16 protein-coding genes are annotated in these 16,464 nt (G+C 55.0%); 14 read left to right on the top strand and 2 right to left on the bottom strand.

All coding sequences use genetic code 11. The features are described 5' to 3' along the window. Nucleotides 1–22 precede the first annotated feature (22 nt). Complete coding sequence (locus KGP17_RS14500; protein ID WP_223499649.1) at nucleotides 23–889, bottom strand: MurR/RpiR family transcriptional regulator; 867 nt, start codon at nucleotides 887–889, stop codon at nucleotides 23–25. A 392-nt stretch (nucleotides 890–1,281) separates the two neighbouring features. Here KGP17_RS14500 and zwf point away from each other — a divergent pair, with 392 nt between their 5' ends. From zwf to mdtI, 11 genes are all read left to right on the top strand, one after another. Further along, nucleotides 1,282–2,757: a glucose-6-phosphate dehydrogenase gene (zwf, locus tag KGP17_RS14495; RefSeq protein ID WP_021181158.1), complete on the top strand. Its 1,476-nt coding sequence runs from the start codon at nucleotides 1,282–1,284 to the stop codon at nucleotides 2,755–2,757. Nucleotides 2,758–3,106: 349 nt separating this feature from the next. Then, nucleotides 3,107–3,748, top strand: a complete 642-nt coding sequence (locus tag KGP17_RS14490; protein WP_021181159.1) for a bifunctional 4-hydroxy-2-oxoglutarate aldolase/2-dehydro-3-deoxy-phosphogluconate aldolase — start codon at nucleotides 3,107–3,109, stop codon at nucleotides 3,746–3,748. A gap of 192 nt (nucleotides 3,749–3,940) precedes the next feature. Next, nucleotides 3,941–6,751, top strand: coding sequence for a sigma 54-interacting transcriptional regulator (locus KGP17_RS14485; RefSeq protein WP_223497793.1), 2,811 nt, complete (start codon nucleotides 3,941–3,943; stop codon nucleotides 6,749–6,751). 137 nt (nucleotides 6,752–6,888) lie between these two features. Then, entirely contained in the window at nucleotides 6,889–7,305 is a 417-nt protein-coding gene (locus tag KGP17_RS14480; RefSeq protein ID WP_021806651.1) for a PTS sugar transporter subunit IIA, read from the top strand. Nucleotides 7,306–7,310: 5 nt separating this feature from the next. Continuing rightward, on the top strand, nucleotides 7,311–7,796 hold the full coding sequence (locus KGP17_RS14475) for a PTS sugar transporter subunit IIB (RefSeq protein WP_021806650.1): 486 nt from the start codon (nucleotides 7,311–7,313) through the stop codon (nucleotides 7,794–7,796). 32 nt (nucleotides 7,797–7,828) lie between these two features. Further along, nucleotides 7,829–8,575 carry a PTS sugar transporter subunit IIC gene (locus KGP17_RS14470; RefSeq protein ID WP_021806649.1) on the top strand — a complete coding sequence of 249 codons (747 nt, stop codon included), beginning with the start codon at nucleotides 7,829–7,831 and terminating at the stop codon, nucleotides 8,573–8,575. After that, complete coding sequence (locus KGP17_RS14465; RefSeq protein WP_161629439.1) at nucleotides 8,575–9,435, top strand: PTS system mannose/fructose/sorbose family transporter subunit IID; 861 nt, start codon at nucleotides 8,575–8,577, stop codon at nucleotides 9,433–9,435. Before KGP17_RS14470 ends, KGP17_RS14465 begins: the two co-directional genes overlap by 1 nt. 10 nt (nucleotides 9,436–9,445) lie before the next feature. Further along, nucleotides 9,446–10,570 (top strand): DgaE family pyridoxal phosphate-dependent ammonia lyase, encoded by a 1,125-nt coding sequence (locus KGP17_RS14460; protein ID WP_223497792.1) that lies wholly within the window; start codon nucleotides 9,446–9,448, stop codon nucleotides 10,568–10,570. Then, nucleotides 10,557–11,303: a KDGP aldolase gene (locus tag KGP17_RS14455; protein WP_223497791.1), complete on the top strand. Its 747-nt coding sequence runs from the start codon at nucleotides 10,557–10,559 to the stop codon at nucleotides 11,301–11,303. The genes KGP17_RS14460 and KGP17_RS14455 overlap by 14 nt, the downstream gene beginning before the upstream one ends. Before the next feature lie 553 nt (nucleotides 11,304–11,856). Then, entirely contained in the window at nucleotides 11,857–12,225 is a 369-nt protein-coding gene (gene mdtJ, locus KGP17_RS14450; RefSeq protein WP_021181165.1) for a multidrug/spermidine efflux SMR transporter subunit MdtJ, read from the top strand. Then, nucleotides 12,212–12,541: a multidrug/spermidine efflux SMR transporter subunit MdtI gene (gene mdtI / locus KGP17_RS14445; protein ID WP_021181166.1), complete on the top strand. Its 330-nt coding sequence runs from the start codon at nucleotides 12,212–12,214 to the stop codon at nucleotides 12,539–12,541. Before mdtJ ends, mdtI begins: the two co-directional genes overlap by 14 nt. 63 nt (nucleotides 12,542–12,604) lie before the next feature. On the opposite strand, the gene KGP17_RS14440 is transcribed toward mdtI, so the two are convergent. Beyond that, nucleotides 12,605–12,949 carry a RidA family protein gene (locus KGP17_RS14440; RefSeq protein ID WP_021806645.1) on the bottom strand — a complete coding sequence of 115 codons (345 nt, stop codon included), beginning with the start codon at nucleotides 12,947–12,949 and terminating at the stop codon, nucleotides 12,605–12,607. Nucleotides 12,950–13,082: 133 nt separating this feature from the next. On the opposite strand from KGP17_RS14440, the gene KGP17_RS14435 reads away from it, so the two are divergent. The 3 genes from KGP17_RS14435 to KGP17_RS14425 all read left to right on the top strand — a co-directional run bounded on the left by KGP17_RS14435 (nucleotide 13,083) and on the right by KGP17_RS14425 (nucleotide 16,454). Then, nucleotides 13,083–14,984, top strand: coding sequence for an ATP-dependent DNA helicase (locus KGP17_RS14435; RefSeq protein ID WP_021181168.1), 1,902 nt, complete (start codon nucleotides 13,083–13,085; stop codon nucleotides 14,982–14,984). A 72-nt stretch (nucleotides 14,985–15,056) separates the two neighbouring features. Further along, the gene (gene tsaB, locus KGP17_RS14430; protein WP_059202039.1) at nucleotides 15,057–15,758 is read left to right on the top strand and encodes a tRNA (adenosine(37)-N6)-threonylcarbamoyltransferase complex dimerization subunit type 1 TsaB; all 702 of its coding nucleotides are present in this window, start codon (nucleotides 15,057–15,059) and stop codon (nucleotides 15,756–15,758) included. Between the two features lie 105 nt (nucleotides 15,759–15,863). Beyond that, a complete protein-coding gene (locus KGP17_RS14425) occupies nucleotides 15,864–16,454 on the top strand; it encodes a Slp family lipoprotein (protein WP_046808505.1) in 591 nt (196 codons plus the stop codon). Nucleotides 16,455–16,464: the final 10 nt, after the last annotated feature.

Raw genomic sequence — 16,464 nt, 5'->3', positions numbered from 1 at the left:
CCGGCGGTTTTTAAAACCGTTTTCAGTCGAAACTGTTGGGGACGATCCCTTTATCAAAGCGCGATTCTTTCAACGCTTCCTTGACCCGCTTCAAGTTATCTCTGAATTTAGCCCCTCGACGCAAGGTAAATCCGGTAGCCAGCACGTCAATCAGGGTTAACTGTGCAATTCGGGACACCATTGGCATATAAACATCGGTGTCTTCCGGCACGTCCAGCAGTAGGGGGAGGGTCGCAGCTTGGGCCAGTGGAGTATCTTTCGAGGTGATGGCGATGACCGTGGCGTCATTCTCTCGTGCCAGATGCGCCATCTCGACCAGATTCTTGGTGCGCCCGGTATGGGAGATCAGTACCACGACATCCCCCTCGACGGAGTTCATGCAGCTCATGCGCTGCATGACGATATCGTCAAAATAGACCACCGGAATATTGAAGCGGAAAAATTTGTTCATGGCATCGTGCGCCACGGCGGCAGAGGCCCCGAGCCCGAAGAACGAGATTTTTTTTGCCTGGGTAAGCAGATCAACCGAACGATTGATTGCGGTAATGTCGAGATTTGCCTTTACTGTATCCAGGCTGGCCATCACCGACTCAAAGATCTTACTGGTGTAAGCGGCAACGGTGTCGTTTTCTTCGACATTGCGGTTTACATAGGGCGTACCGTTAGCCAGGCTTTGTGCCAGATGCAGTTTGAAGTCGGGGAACCCTTTGGTTTCCAGGCGGCGGCAAAAGCGATTAACGGTCGGCTCACTGACATCGGCCAGTTTGGCCAGCCGGGCGATGCTGGAGTGAATAGCGGTTTGTGGGGAGGCCAGGATCACCTCGGCGACTTTCCTTTCCGATTTGCTCAGGAGCTCCAGATGGCTCTGGATTTTTTCCAGCGTATTCATATAACGGGAGTCACTCATGGTTTATACCTGCCGGACACCGGCTTTCACGGGTGATCCATCGGGTATGTCGATTTCAATCAAAGGAGAAATCAATCCGGTTTAATGAAAATATACTACGTGCTGGTAAGCGTTGGCAGTGTCGACAAGGGATAAGCTGGCTTTTTTCACCAGAACATGACCTGTGTCTAACTTTCATAATGGTAAAAGAGTGTCAAAAAAGACAGAAAATTACAGTTTTCCCTGTTGCCAACAGCGTTCGCGCTGCACCAGGGATAACGCCGTAGTTTCTGGGGCTTTTTTTCTGCTTTTGATCCGGGTTTACTGGCCGTAGCGAAAGAGAGTACATTAGTAATGTAAGAAAATTACAAATATCCTGCATCGAGGAGATGAACATGGCGGTAACCTCTACAGCCCAGGCCTGTGACCTGGTTATTTTCGGCGCGAAAGGCGATCTGGCGCGTCGTAAACTGCTGCCTTCCCTGTACCAGTTAGAGAAAGCCGGTCACATCCACCCGGATACCCGTATCATCGGGGTAGGCCGTGCCGAGTGGGATAAAGAAGCTTATACCAAGGTGGTCAAGGAAGCCCTGGGCACCTTTATGAAAGAAAAGCTGGACGATGAGCTTTGGGCCACGCTGAGCGCACGCCTGGACTTCTGTAATCTGGACGTCAACGACAGCAAGCACTTCGCTGAATTGGGCAAGATGCTGGACCAGAAACATCGTACCACCATCAACTATTTCGCCATGCCGCCAAGCACCTTTGGCGCCATCTGCAAGGGCCTGGGCGAGGCCAAGCTGAATAAAGAGCCGGCGCGCGTGGTGATGGAAAAGCCACTTGGTACTGACCTGGCATCCTCACGGGTGATCAACGATCAGGTTGCTGAGTACTTTAACGAATCCCAGGTTTACCGTATCGACCACTATCTGGGCAAAGAGACTGTACTGAACCTGCTGGCGTTGCGCTTTGCCAACTCCCTGTTTGCTTCCAACTGGGATAACCGCACTATCGATCACGTGCAGATCACCGTGGCGGAAGAGGTGGGTATTGAAGGGCGCTGGGGTTACTTCGATCAGGCCGGGCAGATGCGCGACATGATCCAGAATCACCTGTTGCAGATCCTGACCATGATCGCCATGTCGCCACCGGCGGACCTGACCACTGACCGTATCCGTGATGAGAAAGTGAAAGTGCTGCGCTCGCTACGCCGTATCGATCAGACCAATGTCCGGGAAACCACCGTGCGCGGCCAGTACACCGCAGGCTTTGTGCAGGGTAAAAAAGTGCCGGGCTACCTGGAAGAGGAAGGGGCAAACAAGAGCAGCAACACCGAGACTTTTGTGTCCATCCGCGTCGATATCGACAACTGGCAATGGGCCGGGGTGCCGTTCTATCTGCGTACCGGTAAGCGTTTGCCGACCAAATGTTCAGAAGTGGTGGTGTACTTTAAAAACCCACCGCTGAACCTGTTCCGTGACTCCTATCAACAACTGCCACAGAACAAGCTGACCATTCGCCTGCAGCCGGACGAAGGGATCGAAATCCAGGTACTGAACAAGGTGCCGGGGCTGGATCACAAACATCGTTTGCAAACCACCAAGTTGGATCTGAGCTTCTCGGAAACCTTTAACCAGGAACACGTGGCCGATGCCTATGAGCGTCTGCTGCTGGAAACCATGCGTGGTATCCAGGCGCTGTTTGTGCGCCGTGACGAAGTGGAAGAGGCCTGGAAGTGGGTTGACTCAATCATGGATGCCTGGAAAGCGGACAACGAAGCGCCTAAGCCCTACCAGTCTGGGACTTGGGGGCCGGTGGCTTCCGTCGCGATGATCACGCGTGATGGCCGTTCGTGGAACGAATTCGAATAAGCAGCAATTAACCTGTTCCCTCTCCCTCACCCTAACCCTAACCCTCTCCCAAAAGGAGAGGGAACCGATCGAGCTCGCCGCTGCCTAGGTATTCTTTCTGAGGCCAGAGGTAGATTGAGACCGATTTATTATTGGAGCGGTAGGGGGCTTATTGAGAGCACCGTTCAGCTCCCTCTCCTTGGGGAGAGGGCTGGGGTGAGGGGCTGGTAACACGTCAACAGAATTAGCCTAGGTGACCGGCGTCAGCCTGTCTGCTGGCTTTTAGCGGTGCGATCGGAATCTGCAGCGATGCGGAGCCCTGTGGCAGGGGCGTGCCATACACCAACCGAAAGTAATGGAGAGAATGACGATGAAAAACTGGAAAACCAGTGCAGAACAGATCCTGACGGCAGGCCCCGTAGTTCCGGTGATTGTGATTAACAAACTGGAACACGCTGTGCCGTTGGCTAAAGCACTGGTTGCAGGTGGCGTGCGCGTGCTGGAAGTGACGCTGCGTACCGCCTGTGCGATGGACGCGATTCGTGCGATCGCCAAAGAAGTTCCTGATGCCATCATTGGTGCGGGCACGGTGATCAATCCGCAACAGCTGCAAGAAGTGACCGAGGCTGGCGCTCAGTTTGCCATCAGCCCTGGCCTGACCGCCGATCTGCTGAAAGCTGCTACCGCAGGCAGCATTCCGTTGATCCCGGGTATCAGCACCGTTTCCGAGCTGATGTTGGGGATGGATTATGGCCTGCGCGAGTTTAAATTCTTCCCAGCGGAAGCCAATGGCGGCGTCAAGGCGCTGCAAGCCATTGCCGGGCCGTTCTCACAGGTGCGCTTCTGTCCAACGGGTGGCATCACGCCGAACAACTATCGTGACTATCTGGCACTGAAAAGCGTGCTGTGCATCGGTGGTTCCTGGTTAGTGCCTGCGGATGCGCTGGAAAGCGGCGACTATGCACGTATCACCGAATTGGCGCGTGAAGCCGTCAAGGGTGCTACCGCCTAAACCCGCGTTCGCTCCTGCTGATGCCAATCCTCTGTGATTGGCATTTTTTTTGCCTGTAAATACCACAACTTCACATATTGCGGTGGTTGTTTTCCCTAACCCTGTATTAGGATGACTTTTGGTTAGATTGGCTACCCGCTTGCCAATTACCGTCTATTTCTTCTTTATAACTAATAATAACAACAGGTTAAAATGAAACGTAAAGATGCAGTTCGCCAGGAGCTGGAACGTCTTACCCTTACGCTTAACCGGGAAACGCTTGAACAAAGCGCTGGCGGTTTCGCCGCGGAAACCATCGCTTTCAACCTGGGATTGGCACGTAACTCTGTCAGTAAAGAACTTAACGAGCTACACGCTGAGCGATTGGTCATCAAGATTAAATCCCGTCCGGTGCTGTTTTTGCACCGGGCAGTCTGTGAGCAGTTGATTGAGCAATCTTTGCCAGATGACAGGCTGGAAGCCAAAGATTTACTGGCGCTATTACCCGCCAAAGCCTTGCCGCAGCCAGCCAGTGATGATCCTTTTCATACGGTGATTGGCTATGACCGCAGCCTGCGGTTGTCGGTAGAGAAGGGTAAGGCGGCGGTGCTTTATCCCGGTGGATTGCATGTGTTGCTTACTGGGCCTTCCGGGGTGGGGAAAACCTTCTTTGCCGAGGTGATGCACCAATTCGCCATGGTGCAACAGCCCCAGCGCCAAATCCCGTTGGTGTATTTCAACTGTGCCGAGTACGCCCATAACCCGGAGCTGCTTTCATCCCATCTGTTTGGTCACAAACAGGGCGCGTTTACCGGCGCGATTGAAAGCAAACGTGGCCTGATCGAACAGGCGGACGGTGGCTTTCTGTTACTCGATGAAGTCCACCGCTTGCCCTACGAAGGGCAGGAGAAACTGTTTTCGATCCTGGATAAAGGTGAATATCGGCCACTGGGTTCAAGCGAGAAAGCCCGACCCATCAGCGTACGGCTGATCTGCGCTACCACCGAAAGCCCAGACTCAACGCTGCTACGCACTTTCCTGCGGCGTATTCAGGTATCGATTGCCATACCGGCGTTGCGGGAGCGCTCATTGGAGGAACAGGTAGAAATCATTACCGGTTTCTTACAGCTCGAGAGCCGCAAGATTGGCCGCATTATCCGTTTGGATAAGGGGTTGCTGCTCTATCTGCTGGAGAAGCCGCTGAGCGGCAATATCGGCCAACTTAAAAGCGATATCCAGTTTCTCTGTGCCCAGGCCTGGGCCAGCGGTATGGGGCACAGTAGCCCAAGGCTGTTGCTGGATAAGCGGCTGATGGATGTCCCGCACTCTGCCAGCGCCAGCAGCCGCCTGTTGGTGGACGCGATATTTGGTCAGCAGGAGTATCTGGATATCAGTTCACAGCCTCTTGAGCAGCTTAAGCAGCATCTGAGCGCCTTGAGCAGCGAGCAGGACAGCGATCTGTTTTACACCTATCTGACGCGCGAATACGTCAACCTGCGCAATAGCAACGTGCCGCCGCAGGAAACCCTGTCGATCCTGAAGAACAAGCTACGCACCATTTTTGAATATGGGCTGTACAGCCGCAACGGTGGGGAAAGTGAGGAGCGCTATTATGGCGGTCAGGTCGAGCAACGCATTACGTTGTTGATTGGCTGCATTGAACAGGTGTTGGGTTTCCCACTGCCACAGAATATGGCCGGTCATCTGCGTAAACACCTGCTGGCGCTGCTTTCCTATGTGCAAAAAGGCCTGATCCCCAACCTGTACTCCTCTAGCCTGATCCTGGATTACTGCAAGGATGAGTACGATAACGCCAACCAGCTATGCCGCAAAATCAATGAAATCTTCCATATCCAATGCCCATCGACGGAAATCGTCTACCTGTGTCTGTTTTTGAAGGAGTGCCGCAGTTTCCGCCAGCGCAAGGAGGTTAGCCCTGACTGCGGTGCCATGTTGATCGGCCACGGCACCACCACGGCCAGCAGCATGGCGCACTATGTCAATCGGGTGCTGGAATGTGAGCTGTTTACCGCCATCGATATGCCGTTCGAGCAGTCGGTGCATGACACATTGGAATTACTGATCGCCACACTACGGGAAAAGCGCTATCAGCGCCTGATCCTGATTGTGGATATCGGCTCGTTGGTGCACTTTGCCAGCACCGTCAGCAAACTGTTCCACATCGATGTGCTGCTGATCCAGAACATCACCATGGGGGCGTTGCTGGAGATTGGGCTGGATCTGACCTATGAAACCAGTGATTTCACCCCCTTGATGGAACTGATGGCCAGCAAAGGGATTGCCCATCAGCTTTACGACCAGCGTGAAGATGAGATCGGCAAGGTGTTGGCAATCTCCTGTATTACCGGGATGGGCACGGCGGTGAAGATCAAGAAAGTGCTGGAGGAAAGCTTCGGTGAGCTGATGGCGGAAGACACCCGCATGGTATTGGTGGATTACAACGAAGTGCGCAGCCTGGAGCGATTGCGTCAGGCGATAGGCGGTAACGAACGTCTGGTGGGTATCGTGGGGACCTTCCAGCCCGGCTTGCCGGATATCCCGTTTATCGCGTTGGAAGAGCTGTTCTCCGAACAGGGGCCGGAACTGGTGCTCAGCCTGTTGAACCCGGACCTTGGCAGCGCCGAACGCCAGTTGCAGGTCGAGCGCTGTTCAATGCGTTTTATCAGCGCGCTGACGCTGGAGAGCATCATCAACCATATTTCCGTGCTCAATCCTCAACGTATCCTGCAAGAGATCGAAGCGGTGTTGCATCAGATTTGTCGCACGCTGGATTTACAGCCCTCAAGGCAAGTGACACTTCGCTTCCTGATCCACTGCTGTTGCATGGTGGAGCGTATCGTTTTAAGCCACAAACCGTTACAGATTGCCCTGGATGCCCAGCAGGATATCGACCAACAGGCGTTTTCTGTCATCAAAGACGCGTTTTCGCCGATTGAACGTGCCTATTCTATCCGCCTGTCCGATGCGGAATATTTTTATATCTACGAGCTTCTCTACCGCTAGACCCTGCCATAGCGGGCCTTCACGACCCGCTCACCACTGACCTCCCTCCGGTGTGCCACAAAATTGGCACAGGCATTGCTATATCTCTAGGGAACGGAAATTTTCAATGACTTTCAATAGATTGCCAGGAGGCCATTTTGGCTGCATTACCACAGATTTTACTACTGACCCACGGCGGCTGGGGCCAACAACTGCGTGAAAGCGTCCGCATGGTGATTGGCGAAACCAGTGGGATATTCGATATCGCGCTGATGCCGGTCGACACGCTGGCGGAGTTCCATGAACGCGTTGAACAGCAGGTGAAAACCATGCCGGAGGGTTCATTGATCCTCACCGACTTTATCGGCGGCACCACCTCTAACGTGGCGGCTCGCTTGAGCCGTGACTACGCCATCGGTGTGATTTCCGGCCTGAATGCCACCTTGCTGCTGGCTGCCATCGATTTACGTGAGCAGGGCAATTTTCTCAACCATCTCGACGAGTTGGTTGAACTGGGGCGCAACAGCTGCCTCGACGTAGTTAAACAAATTAAATCAATAACATCAGGGGAATAATCATTATGGCTAACATCGTTTTATGCCGCATTGACAGCCGTTTGATCCACGGTCAGGTCGTTACCAAGTGGGTTGGGCAGTCGCAGGCCAACCGTATCGCAGTAGTGAGTGATGAGCTGGAAGCCGATCCGTTTATGAAAAGCATCTATCTGATGGCCGCTCCGCCGAATGTGAAAGTGGATTGCTATGGCAACCAGAGTTTTGCGGCGGCTTGGCGGGAGAATCAACTGGGGGAGGGCAACGTATTGGTCTTGTTCCCGAACCTGGTTACGGTGCAACAGGCGGTGGTCGACGGGTTTGACGTCAAAAATATCCAGGTGGGTGGCCTGGGTGGTGGGCCGAACCGTAAAGCGGTATTCCAGAACATTACGCTAGATGAGGCAGATGTGGCGATCCTGCGTGACTTACAGCAACGCGGTGTGACGGTGTTCTTCCAGACCATCCCGGAAGACAAGCCGCAGGCACTGGCAGATATTTTGAAGAAGTTCTGATATTCGGCATCTGATCGATTAGGAGCAATACCATGGATAACTTGACCGTTGCCATTTGTATGGGGCTGTATTACTGGTTTGCCCGCCTGCGCTTGGGCTACACCCTCTCGGGGATGTTGGTGCAACCCATCGCCATCGCGGTATTCGTCGGCTTCCTGCTGGGGGATATGAAAACGGCGATGATTATCGGCGCCGGGATGCAGTTGGTGTATCTGGGCGTCACCTCTACGCCGGGTGGGAACGTCCCTTCAGATCCGGCACTGGCGGCCTGTATCGCGCTGCCGATCGCCGTGAAAGCGGGGATGGATCCTAACCTGGCGATCGCGTTGGCAATCCCGTTTGGGGTGATTGGCGTGTTCGTTGACCAGTTACGCCGTACCGTGAACGCCGTTTGGGTACATATGGCCGATAAGCACGCGGAAGAGGCCAATATCAGCGGGATCATGCGCTGTGCCTTCCTGTATCCGGCACTGCTTGGCCTGGTGATCCGCTTCCCGGTGGTGTTTGCCGCCAACTATTTCGGCCAGGGCGTGGTCGAGAAGTTCCTGGCGCTGATGCCACATTGGCTGACCCACTCGTTCGAAATCATGGGCGGCATCCTGCCTGCGCTGGGCTTTGCGATCACCATCATGGTTATCGGCAAGAAAAGCCTGCTGCCTTACTTCATTGCCGGGTTCTTCGCGGTGTTGTATCTCAAGGTCGACATCATGGCGATGGCCATCTTCGGTACCTGCGCGGCATTCCTGGTTAAAAACATGGCCAAAGGTGAGGGAGCCTGATCATGAGCAGCGACATCATGCAACACGAGCTGGTGGAAAGAGCACGCCAAACCAACGTGCTGACCAAGCGGGACATCACCAAAGCCTGGTTTATTTACTGGCTGGGAGCCGAAGTCTCCAACTCTTATGAACGTTTACAGAGCCTGATTTTCTGCGCCTCAATGACGCCGATTATTAAAAAGCTCTATCCGCAGAAAGAAGAGCAGGTTGAGGCGCTGAAACGCCACCTGAACTTCTTCAACAGCGAACAGACCTTTGGTGCGGTGATCCAGGGCGTTGCCATCGCCATGGAAGAACAGAAGACCCGTGGAGAGCCGATTTCCGATTCGTCCATCACCGGGATTAAAACCGGCCTGATGGGGCCGCTGGCCGGAATTGGTGACTCGGTGGTCTGGGCGGCGATCATGCCGCTGTTGATCGCCATCTTCATACCCTTCGCGGCCAACGGCAGCGCCATGGGCGGCATCATGCCGGTGGTGTTGTATACCGTGATCACCATGGCGATCAGCTACGGCTTGGCCCACAAAGGCTACACGCTAGGGCGGGAATCGATCATCGGGCTGCTGCAAGGGGGCAAGATAAAAGAGCTGATCTACGGGGCCAACGTGCTCGGGCTGATCATGATGGGAGCGCTGTCTGCCAGCTACGTCAAGATCACCTCGCCGCTGAAAATCAGCGCGTTGGAAGGTTCCGAGGTGGTAGTGCAACAGATCCTGGACTCCATCGCCCCCGGCCTGTTGCCGCTGGCTGCGGTGTTCTCGATCTACTTCTATCTGGTCAAAAAAGGGCCGCGCTATACCACCATTCTGCTTTCGGTAGTGGTACTGAGCGTGGTGTGTTCCCTGTTAGGCATTTTGTAATGGAGCAGCGATGAATATTTATCAACGGCTCGGGCTGAAACGGGTGATCAACGCCAGCGGCAAGATGACCATCCTTGGTGTTTCTTCGGTGCCGAAAGAAGTGATGGCGGCCACGGCCGAGGCGGCGTCGGCCTTTGTGGAAATTGATGCGCTGGTGGATCGCGTTGGCGAACTCATCTCTCAGCATACCGGTGCGCAAGACAGCTATGTGACCTCCTGCGCCTCCGCCGGGGTGGCTATTGCGGTCGCGGCAGCCATTACCCGGGGGGAGCCGGAGCGGGTGGCACTGATGCCATGTAGTGAAGGTTTGGCGAATGAAATCGTCATGCTACGTGGCCACAATATTGACTACGGTGCGCCGATCACCACCGCTATCCGGCTGGGCGGCGGTAAGGTGGTTGAGGTGGGGCAAAGCAATCTGGCGGCCCGCTGGCAACTGGCAAAGGCCATCACGGCGCAGACGGCGGCGCTGTTTTACGTCAAGTCGCATCACTGTGTGCAAAAGGGCATGGTTGCGCTGAGCGATTTTGTCGCCGTGGCCCGTAACGCCGGGTTGCCGCTGATTGTGGATGCGGCTGCAGAAGAGGATTTGCGGGCCTATGTGGCGGCCGGGGCCAACATGGTGGTGTATAGCGGGGCCAAAGCGCTGGACGCACCGACCTCCGGTTTTGTCACCGGCGACCAGCATTGGATCGCCTGTTGCAAGGCCCAGCATAACGGCATTGCGCGTGCGATGAAGATCGGCAAGGAGAACATGGTGGGGCTGGTGATGGCGCTGGATCATTATCAGCAACATCAACCGGACTGGAGCCGCCAATTACCGGCATTGCGCGAATTGGCACAGCAGATTTCCGCGCTGCCGGGCCTACAGGCGGAGATCGAACAGGATGAAGCCGGGCGAGCGATTTATCGAGTGCGGGTAAGCGTGGACGCCTCCAGGCTAGGATTAACCGCCTATCAGGTGGAAGAGCAACTGCGCACTGGCGAGGTGGCGATTTACACCCGCCATTACTGGCTGAATCAGGGCGTCTTCAGCTTCGATCCACGGGCGCTGCGCGACGACGACTTTGCGTTGATTGTGGAGAGGTTGACGAAAATTGTGCAACAGGCCAGGGGGCAACATGCAACAGCTTGATTTTTACCAGGGGCGAGTGGCTATCAACGTGCTGGCCAAAGATATCCCTAACGCATTACAGGTACACCATGCCGCTGAAGGACATGCCGCTATTGGCGTGATCTCGGCGCAGTTCACCAACGTCGAACAGGGTGTGGCCGAGGTGAAGCGCTGGATGGAGCACATCCCGGCTATTTCCGTTGGCTTGGGGGCAGGGTCGGCGGCACAGTTTTATAAGGCGGCAATGATTGCGGCGGCCACCGCGCCTGCACACGTCAACCAAACCTTCACAGGCTGTGGTTTTGCCGCGGGTGCATTGGCGGCCCGTGGCATCAGCAATACCTGCATCAATGCCTTGATCTCGCCAACCGGCACGCCAGGGAAGGTGATCATTTCCACCGGAGTTCACAGCAGCCAGGGCGAGCCTGCCGTGGTGAGCTGTGACAGCGCGGTACGTATGATCCTCGATCTGGGTGGTCATGCGGCCAAATTCTTCCCGATGGGGGGGTTATCGTCGCTGGCAGAACTGCGCGCATTGGCGGAAAGTTGCGTGCGCAATGGCATGACCATGATCGAACCCACCGGCGGGATCGATACGCGAAACTTCCTGCCAATACTGGAAACCTGCCTTGACGCAGGAGTCGCAAAGGTGATGCCACACGTTTACAGTTCCATCATCGATCCACTCAGTGGAGAGACCCGTGCCGAAGAGGTCGAGTTGCTGCTGGAAGGCATCAAACAGATCCTGCGCTAAGGCGCGTAGCGCCTGAATTTGCCGCACTTACCGGCTAGCGAAATTCTCACAAGGCTCAGGTGTCAATCTGAGCCTTTTTTTAATTTTTAAAAACATTAAGGCTCTTATTTATAACTCATTTTTTTTCGCTAAATGTGAAAACGGCGGTTTGCTTTCTGATTTTCGCTATGGTAAAACTAATGCAGTTGAAAATTTTACATTCATGAGGATATTGGGCAAATCGCACGGTGTGCGGCTGAAGATAGAGAATAATTATGATGAAACTTAATGGAACGCCTCTCAGAACATCTTGTTGCCAACTTTTCCTTTCTGCCATTCTTGCCAGTGAGCATCACTGGTGCAGCGAGCTATAGCGTCTTTCTCCCTTTACCGGTGCTGATGACTGGGTTCACTTCCCGTCTTTTGGCGTTGCCGGGCAAACTTCTTTAATACGTTTGGGTAGGTTTATCCCCAGAGATTTCTATATCTCAAGCGCCGCCGTGCGCCTGTTTGATGAGATAGATTGGGATAAATACGCCTTAGCGTGCGTGATTCGCCGTTTGGGAGAAAAATTATGATTTATTGGATCTTTTTAGGCTTTGCCATTACCGCCGAAATAATCGGCACTCTGTCCATGAAATACGCTAGCGTCAGCGGCGGTATGACCGGACATATCGTCATGTATGTGATGATCACCCTGTCTTACATCATGCTGTCATTAGCGGTAAAACGCGTGGCCTTGGGCGTTGCTTACGCCTTATGGGAAGGGATCGGCATCCTGTTTATTACCCTGTTTAGCGTGATGCTGTTTGATGAGCCAATCTCGGCGCTGAAAGTGCTGGGTCTGGTGGCGTTGATTGCCGGGATCCTGCTGGTGAAATCCGGCACCCGCAAGCCACGAAAACAGGTCAGCCCGCGAGGTAACAACCATGCAACAGCTTGAGTTGTACCACATTGGGTTTCTGGCCTTGGCCATCGTACTGGAGATCGTGGCCAACATCTTTCTGAAGATGTCTAATGGTTTTAGCAGGGTTTGGCTGGGGCTGCTGTCCCTGGTATCGGTATTAGGGGCGTTCAGCGCGCTGGCGCAGGCGGTGAAGGGGATCGATCTTTCGGTCGCTTATGCGCTGTGGGGCGGTTTCGGTATTGCCGCCACCATCGCTGCCGGTTGGATCCTGTTCGGTCAACGGCTCAATGCCAAAGGCTGGATGGGGCTGGCCCTGTTATTGACGGGTATGGTCATCATCAAACTGGCTTAACGGCCAAATAAAAACCGCAGGTAGCTACTCTTGGATTAAGGGAATGACCTGCGGTTTTTTGTTTTACAGCGCCGCGATGATCTTGATTTCAACTTTGTATTTAGGATTCATCAGACGCGCTTCTACGGTACAACGTACCGGCGCGCTGCCTGCAACTACCCAGGCATCCCAGGCGGCATTCATGGCGGCAAAATCATCGCCGTTGGCCAGGAAAATGGTGGCGTCTAAAATCCGGCTCTTGTCCGAACCCACTCGCTCCAACAGCACATCGATAGCGGCCAAGGCGTTGGCGGTTTGCGCCGTAGCGTCATCGTCCAGATTTTCCGGGACGCTGGTGTAATAAACGGTGTCATTGTGGATCACCGCTTCTGACCAGCGCTGTGCCGGATCAATTCGTTCGATATTCATGCAATTATCTCCTTATCATCAACGTCATAAGCCTATCACAGCCAGCAATGGATGTGTGTGTGGATAAAGTCGGTGGTAGCGGCGTGGCAGGCTTGGCATAATCACCGCTGAATGATACCGGCAGAGAGATAGCGTGGCAGACGATTTCGCACCAGAAGGCGCATTGGCGCAGGCAATTAAAGGGTTCAAACCCCGTGAACCGCAAAGATTGATGGCAGAGGCGGTAACGGAAGCCATCAATTTCAAACAGGAACTGGTCGTCGAGGCAGGAACCGGCACCGGTAAAACCTACGCCTATCTGGCACCGGCGCTGCGTTCAAAGCGCAAGGTGATTATTTCCACCGGCTCCAAAGCCTTGCAGGATCAGCTTTACGCCCGAGATCTGCCCACCGTGGCCAAGGCATTAAAATACAAAGGCAAGCTGGCGCTGCTCAAGGGGCGTTCCAACTATCTGTGCCTGGAACGTCTGGAGCAGCAATCCATGGCTGGTGGCGATCTGGCTGGCCAGACGCTGATCGATTTGGTGCGGCTGCGCAGCTGGTCAACCCTGACGGAAGAAGGGGATATCAGCTCCTGTAGCGATGTGGCGGAAGACAGCTTTGTCTGGCCGCTGGTGACCAGCACCAACGATAACTGTCTGGGCAGTGATTGCCCGCTGTATAAAGAGTGCTTCGTCGTCAAGGCTCGACGCCGGGCAATGGATGCCGACGTGGTGGTGGTTAACCATCATCTGTTTCTGGCGGATATGGTGGTCAAGGAGGGCGGTTTTGCCGAACTGATCCCGGAAGCGGACGTGATGATCTTCGACGAAGCGCATCAGATCCCGGATATCGCCAGCCAATACTTCGGCAAGCAGCTCACCAGCCGTCAACTGATGGATCTGGCTAAAGACATCACCATTGCTTACCGTACCGAGGTGCGCGATAGCGCACAGTTGCAAAAGAGCGCCGATCGCCTCAGCCAGAGCACGCAGGATTTCCGTTTAGCGCTGGGAGAACCGGGTTTTCGCGGTAACCTTCGGGAGGTGCTCACTCAACCTAACGTCCAGCGCGCCTTGCTGCTGCTCGATGATGCGTTGGAGCTGTGTTACGACGTGGTCAAGCTTTCCCTTGGCCGTTCGGCGTTGCTGGATGCCGCCTTCGAGCGTGCGACGCAGTTCCGCGCCCGCCTTAAGCGGCTCAAAGAGGTCAACGAACCCGGCTTCAGCTACTGGTATGAATGTAACTCGCGCAGTTTTGTGTTGGCGCTCACGCCATTGACGGTATCAGACCGCTTCCGCGAGATGCTGGACGAAAAGCCGGGCAGCTGGATTTTCACCTCGGCAACGCTGTCGGTGAATGAGCAAATGGGCCATTTTACCGATCGTTTGGGGCTGAATAAGGCCAAAACCCTGCTGCTACCCAGCCCGTTTGACTATGCCAATCAGGCGTTGCTCTGTGTGCCACGTTTCTTGCCCTCGCCGAATCAACCCGGTGGCGCACGTCAGTTGGCCCGAATGCTGCGGCCAATGATTGAGGCTAACCAGGGCCGCTGTTTCTTCCTGTGCACTTCGCATCAGATGATGCGTGAGCTGGCCGAAGAGTTCCGCGCCACCTTGACGCTGCCGGTGCTGTTGCAAGGGGAAACCAGCAAGGGTCAACTGTTGGCGCAGTTTGTCGAAGCGGGCAATGCGTTACTGGTGGCAACCAGCAGCTTCTGGGAAGGGGTCGACGTGCGCGGTGATGCGCTCTCGTGCGTGATTATCGATAAGCTGCCGTTTACCTCGCCGGACGATCCGTTGCTGAAGGCGCGCATTGAAGATTGCCGTTTACGCGGAGGTGACCCGTTCAATGATGTGCAACTGCCCGATGCTGTGATTACGCTCAAGCAGGGAGTTGGCCGTCTGATCCGCGATACCGACGATCGGGGCGTGCTGGTGATTTGTGATAACCGCCTGGTGATGCGTCCTTATGGTGAAGTGTTTCTCAACAGCCTGCCACCAACGCCACGTACCCGCGATCTGGCACAGGCTATTGCCTTCCTCAAGGGTGAATAGGCGCGACTTCTGGGGTGTGCTACAATGCGCGCCCTGTATGAAACCACTGATATTTCCCGCCTGAGGTTTGGCATGTCCACGCGAATTTTAGCGATCGATACGGCGACGGAAGCATGTTCTGTCGCTATCTGGAATCAAGGCGAAGTTCACGCCCTGTTTGAACTGTGCCCACGCGAGCATACCCAGCGCATTTTGCCGCTGGTGCAGCAGGTGCTGGCCGACACCGGATTATCCCTTTCACAACTCGATGCCTTGGCCTTTGGTCGTGGCCCTGGGAGCTTTACCGGCGTGCGTATCGGCATTGGTATTGCCCAAGGGTTGGCGCTCGGCGCCGAACTGCCGATGCTCGGGATTTCCACGTTGCAAACCATGGCGCAAGGTGCCTGGCGCATGACTGGCGCGCAACGAGTGTTGGCGGCGATCGATGCCCGCATGGGCGAAGTCTATTGGGGCCAGTTTGAACGCCAGCCTGATGGCCAGTGGCTGGAAAGCGCGGGGGAAGCGGTGCTGTCTCCACAGCAGGCTCTGGAGCGAGCGCAACATTTGCAAGGCGATTGGGCCCATGTGGGGACCGGTTGGCAAACCTACCCAGATTTGGTTGCAGGTTCCTCGCTGCACGTTACCGACGGGCAAATGCTGTTGCCGCAGGCCGAAGATATGCTGCCTCTGGCGCTACAGGCTTGGCAACAAGGCCTGGCGGTTAGCGTGGAGAATGCCGAACCGACCTATTTGCGTAACGAAGTCACCTGGAAGAAGCTACCGGGACGCGAATAGTTTCCTATAGTTAATCTAAAGTTGCCGCCGATAGAAAACAGCTCCGCTTGCAACTTGCACTGATGAACGTTGTCGAAGTTACAGCTAATTCAGGAGATTGCGATGATCTTAACCCGTACTGTGAGTAAAAAGCTGTTAACGCTGGCAATCGCAAGCAGCGTGTTGGCGCTCTCTGGCTGTGTGACCATTCCGGATGCCATCCAAGGCACCAGCCCTACGCCGGTCGATCGACTGTCAGTGGTGCAAAACGCACCGAAACAGTTTACCGGCGCGGAGGCACGCTTCGGCGGTACCGTGGTTGCGGTGGCTAATGAACGTGGGCGTACCATCCTGGAGATTGCGGCGGTGCCGCTGGATTCTGGCGCTCGCCCGATATTGGGGGAACCTTCGCAAGGCCGTTTGCTGGCTTCGGTTAACGGCTTCCTCGACCCGGTCGACTTCAGAGGGCAACTGGTCACCGTGGTTGGGCCGATCACCGGCCTACGGGACGGTAAGATTGGCATGACGCCTTACCGCTTTGTCACCATGGATGCGACCGGTTTCAAGCGTTGGCGCATCGCTCAGCAGATTGTGATGCCGCCACAGCCAATGGGGCCGTGGGGCTGGCATAATGGCCCATGGGGCCCAGGTTGGGGCGGGGGTTATGGCTGGTATAATCCAGGTCCGGCGCAGGTGCAAACTTTCGTTACGGAGTAAGGACGCAGAT

The sequence above is a fragment of the Serratia sp. JSRIV001 genome (assembly GCF_019968745.1).
GTDB lineage: Bacteria > Pseudomonadota > Gammaproteobacteria > Enterobacterales > Enterobacteriaceae > Chania > Chania fonticola_B.
Note: the sequence above shows the minus strand (reverse complement) of the source record. Positions and strands in the feature narration are given on the sequence as shown.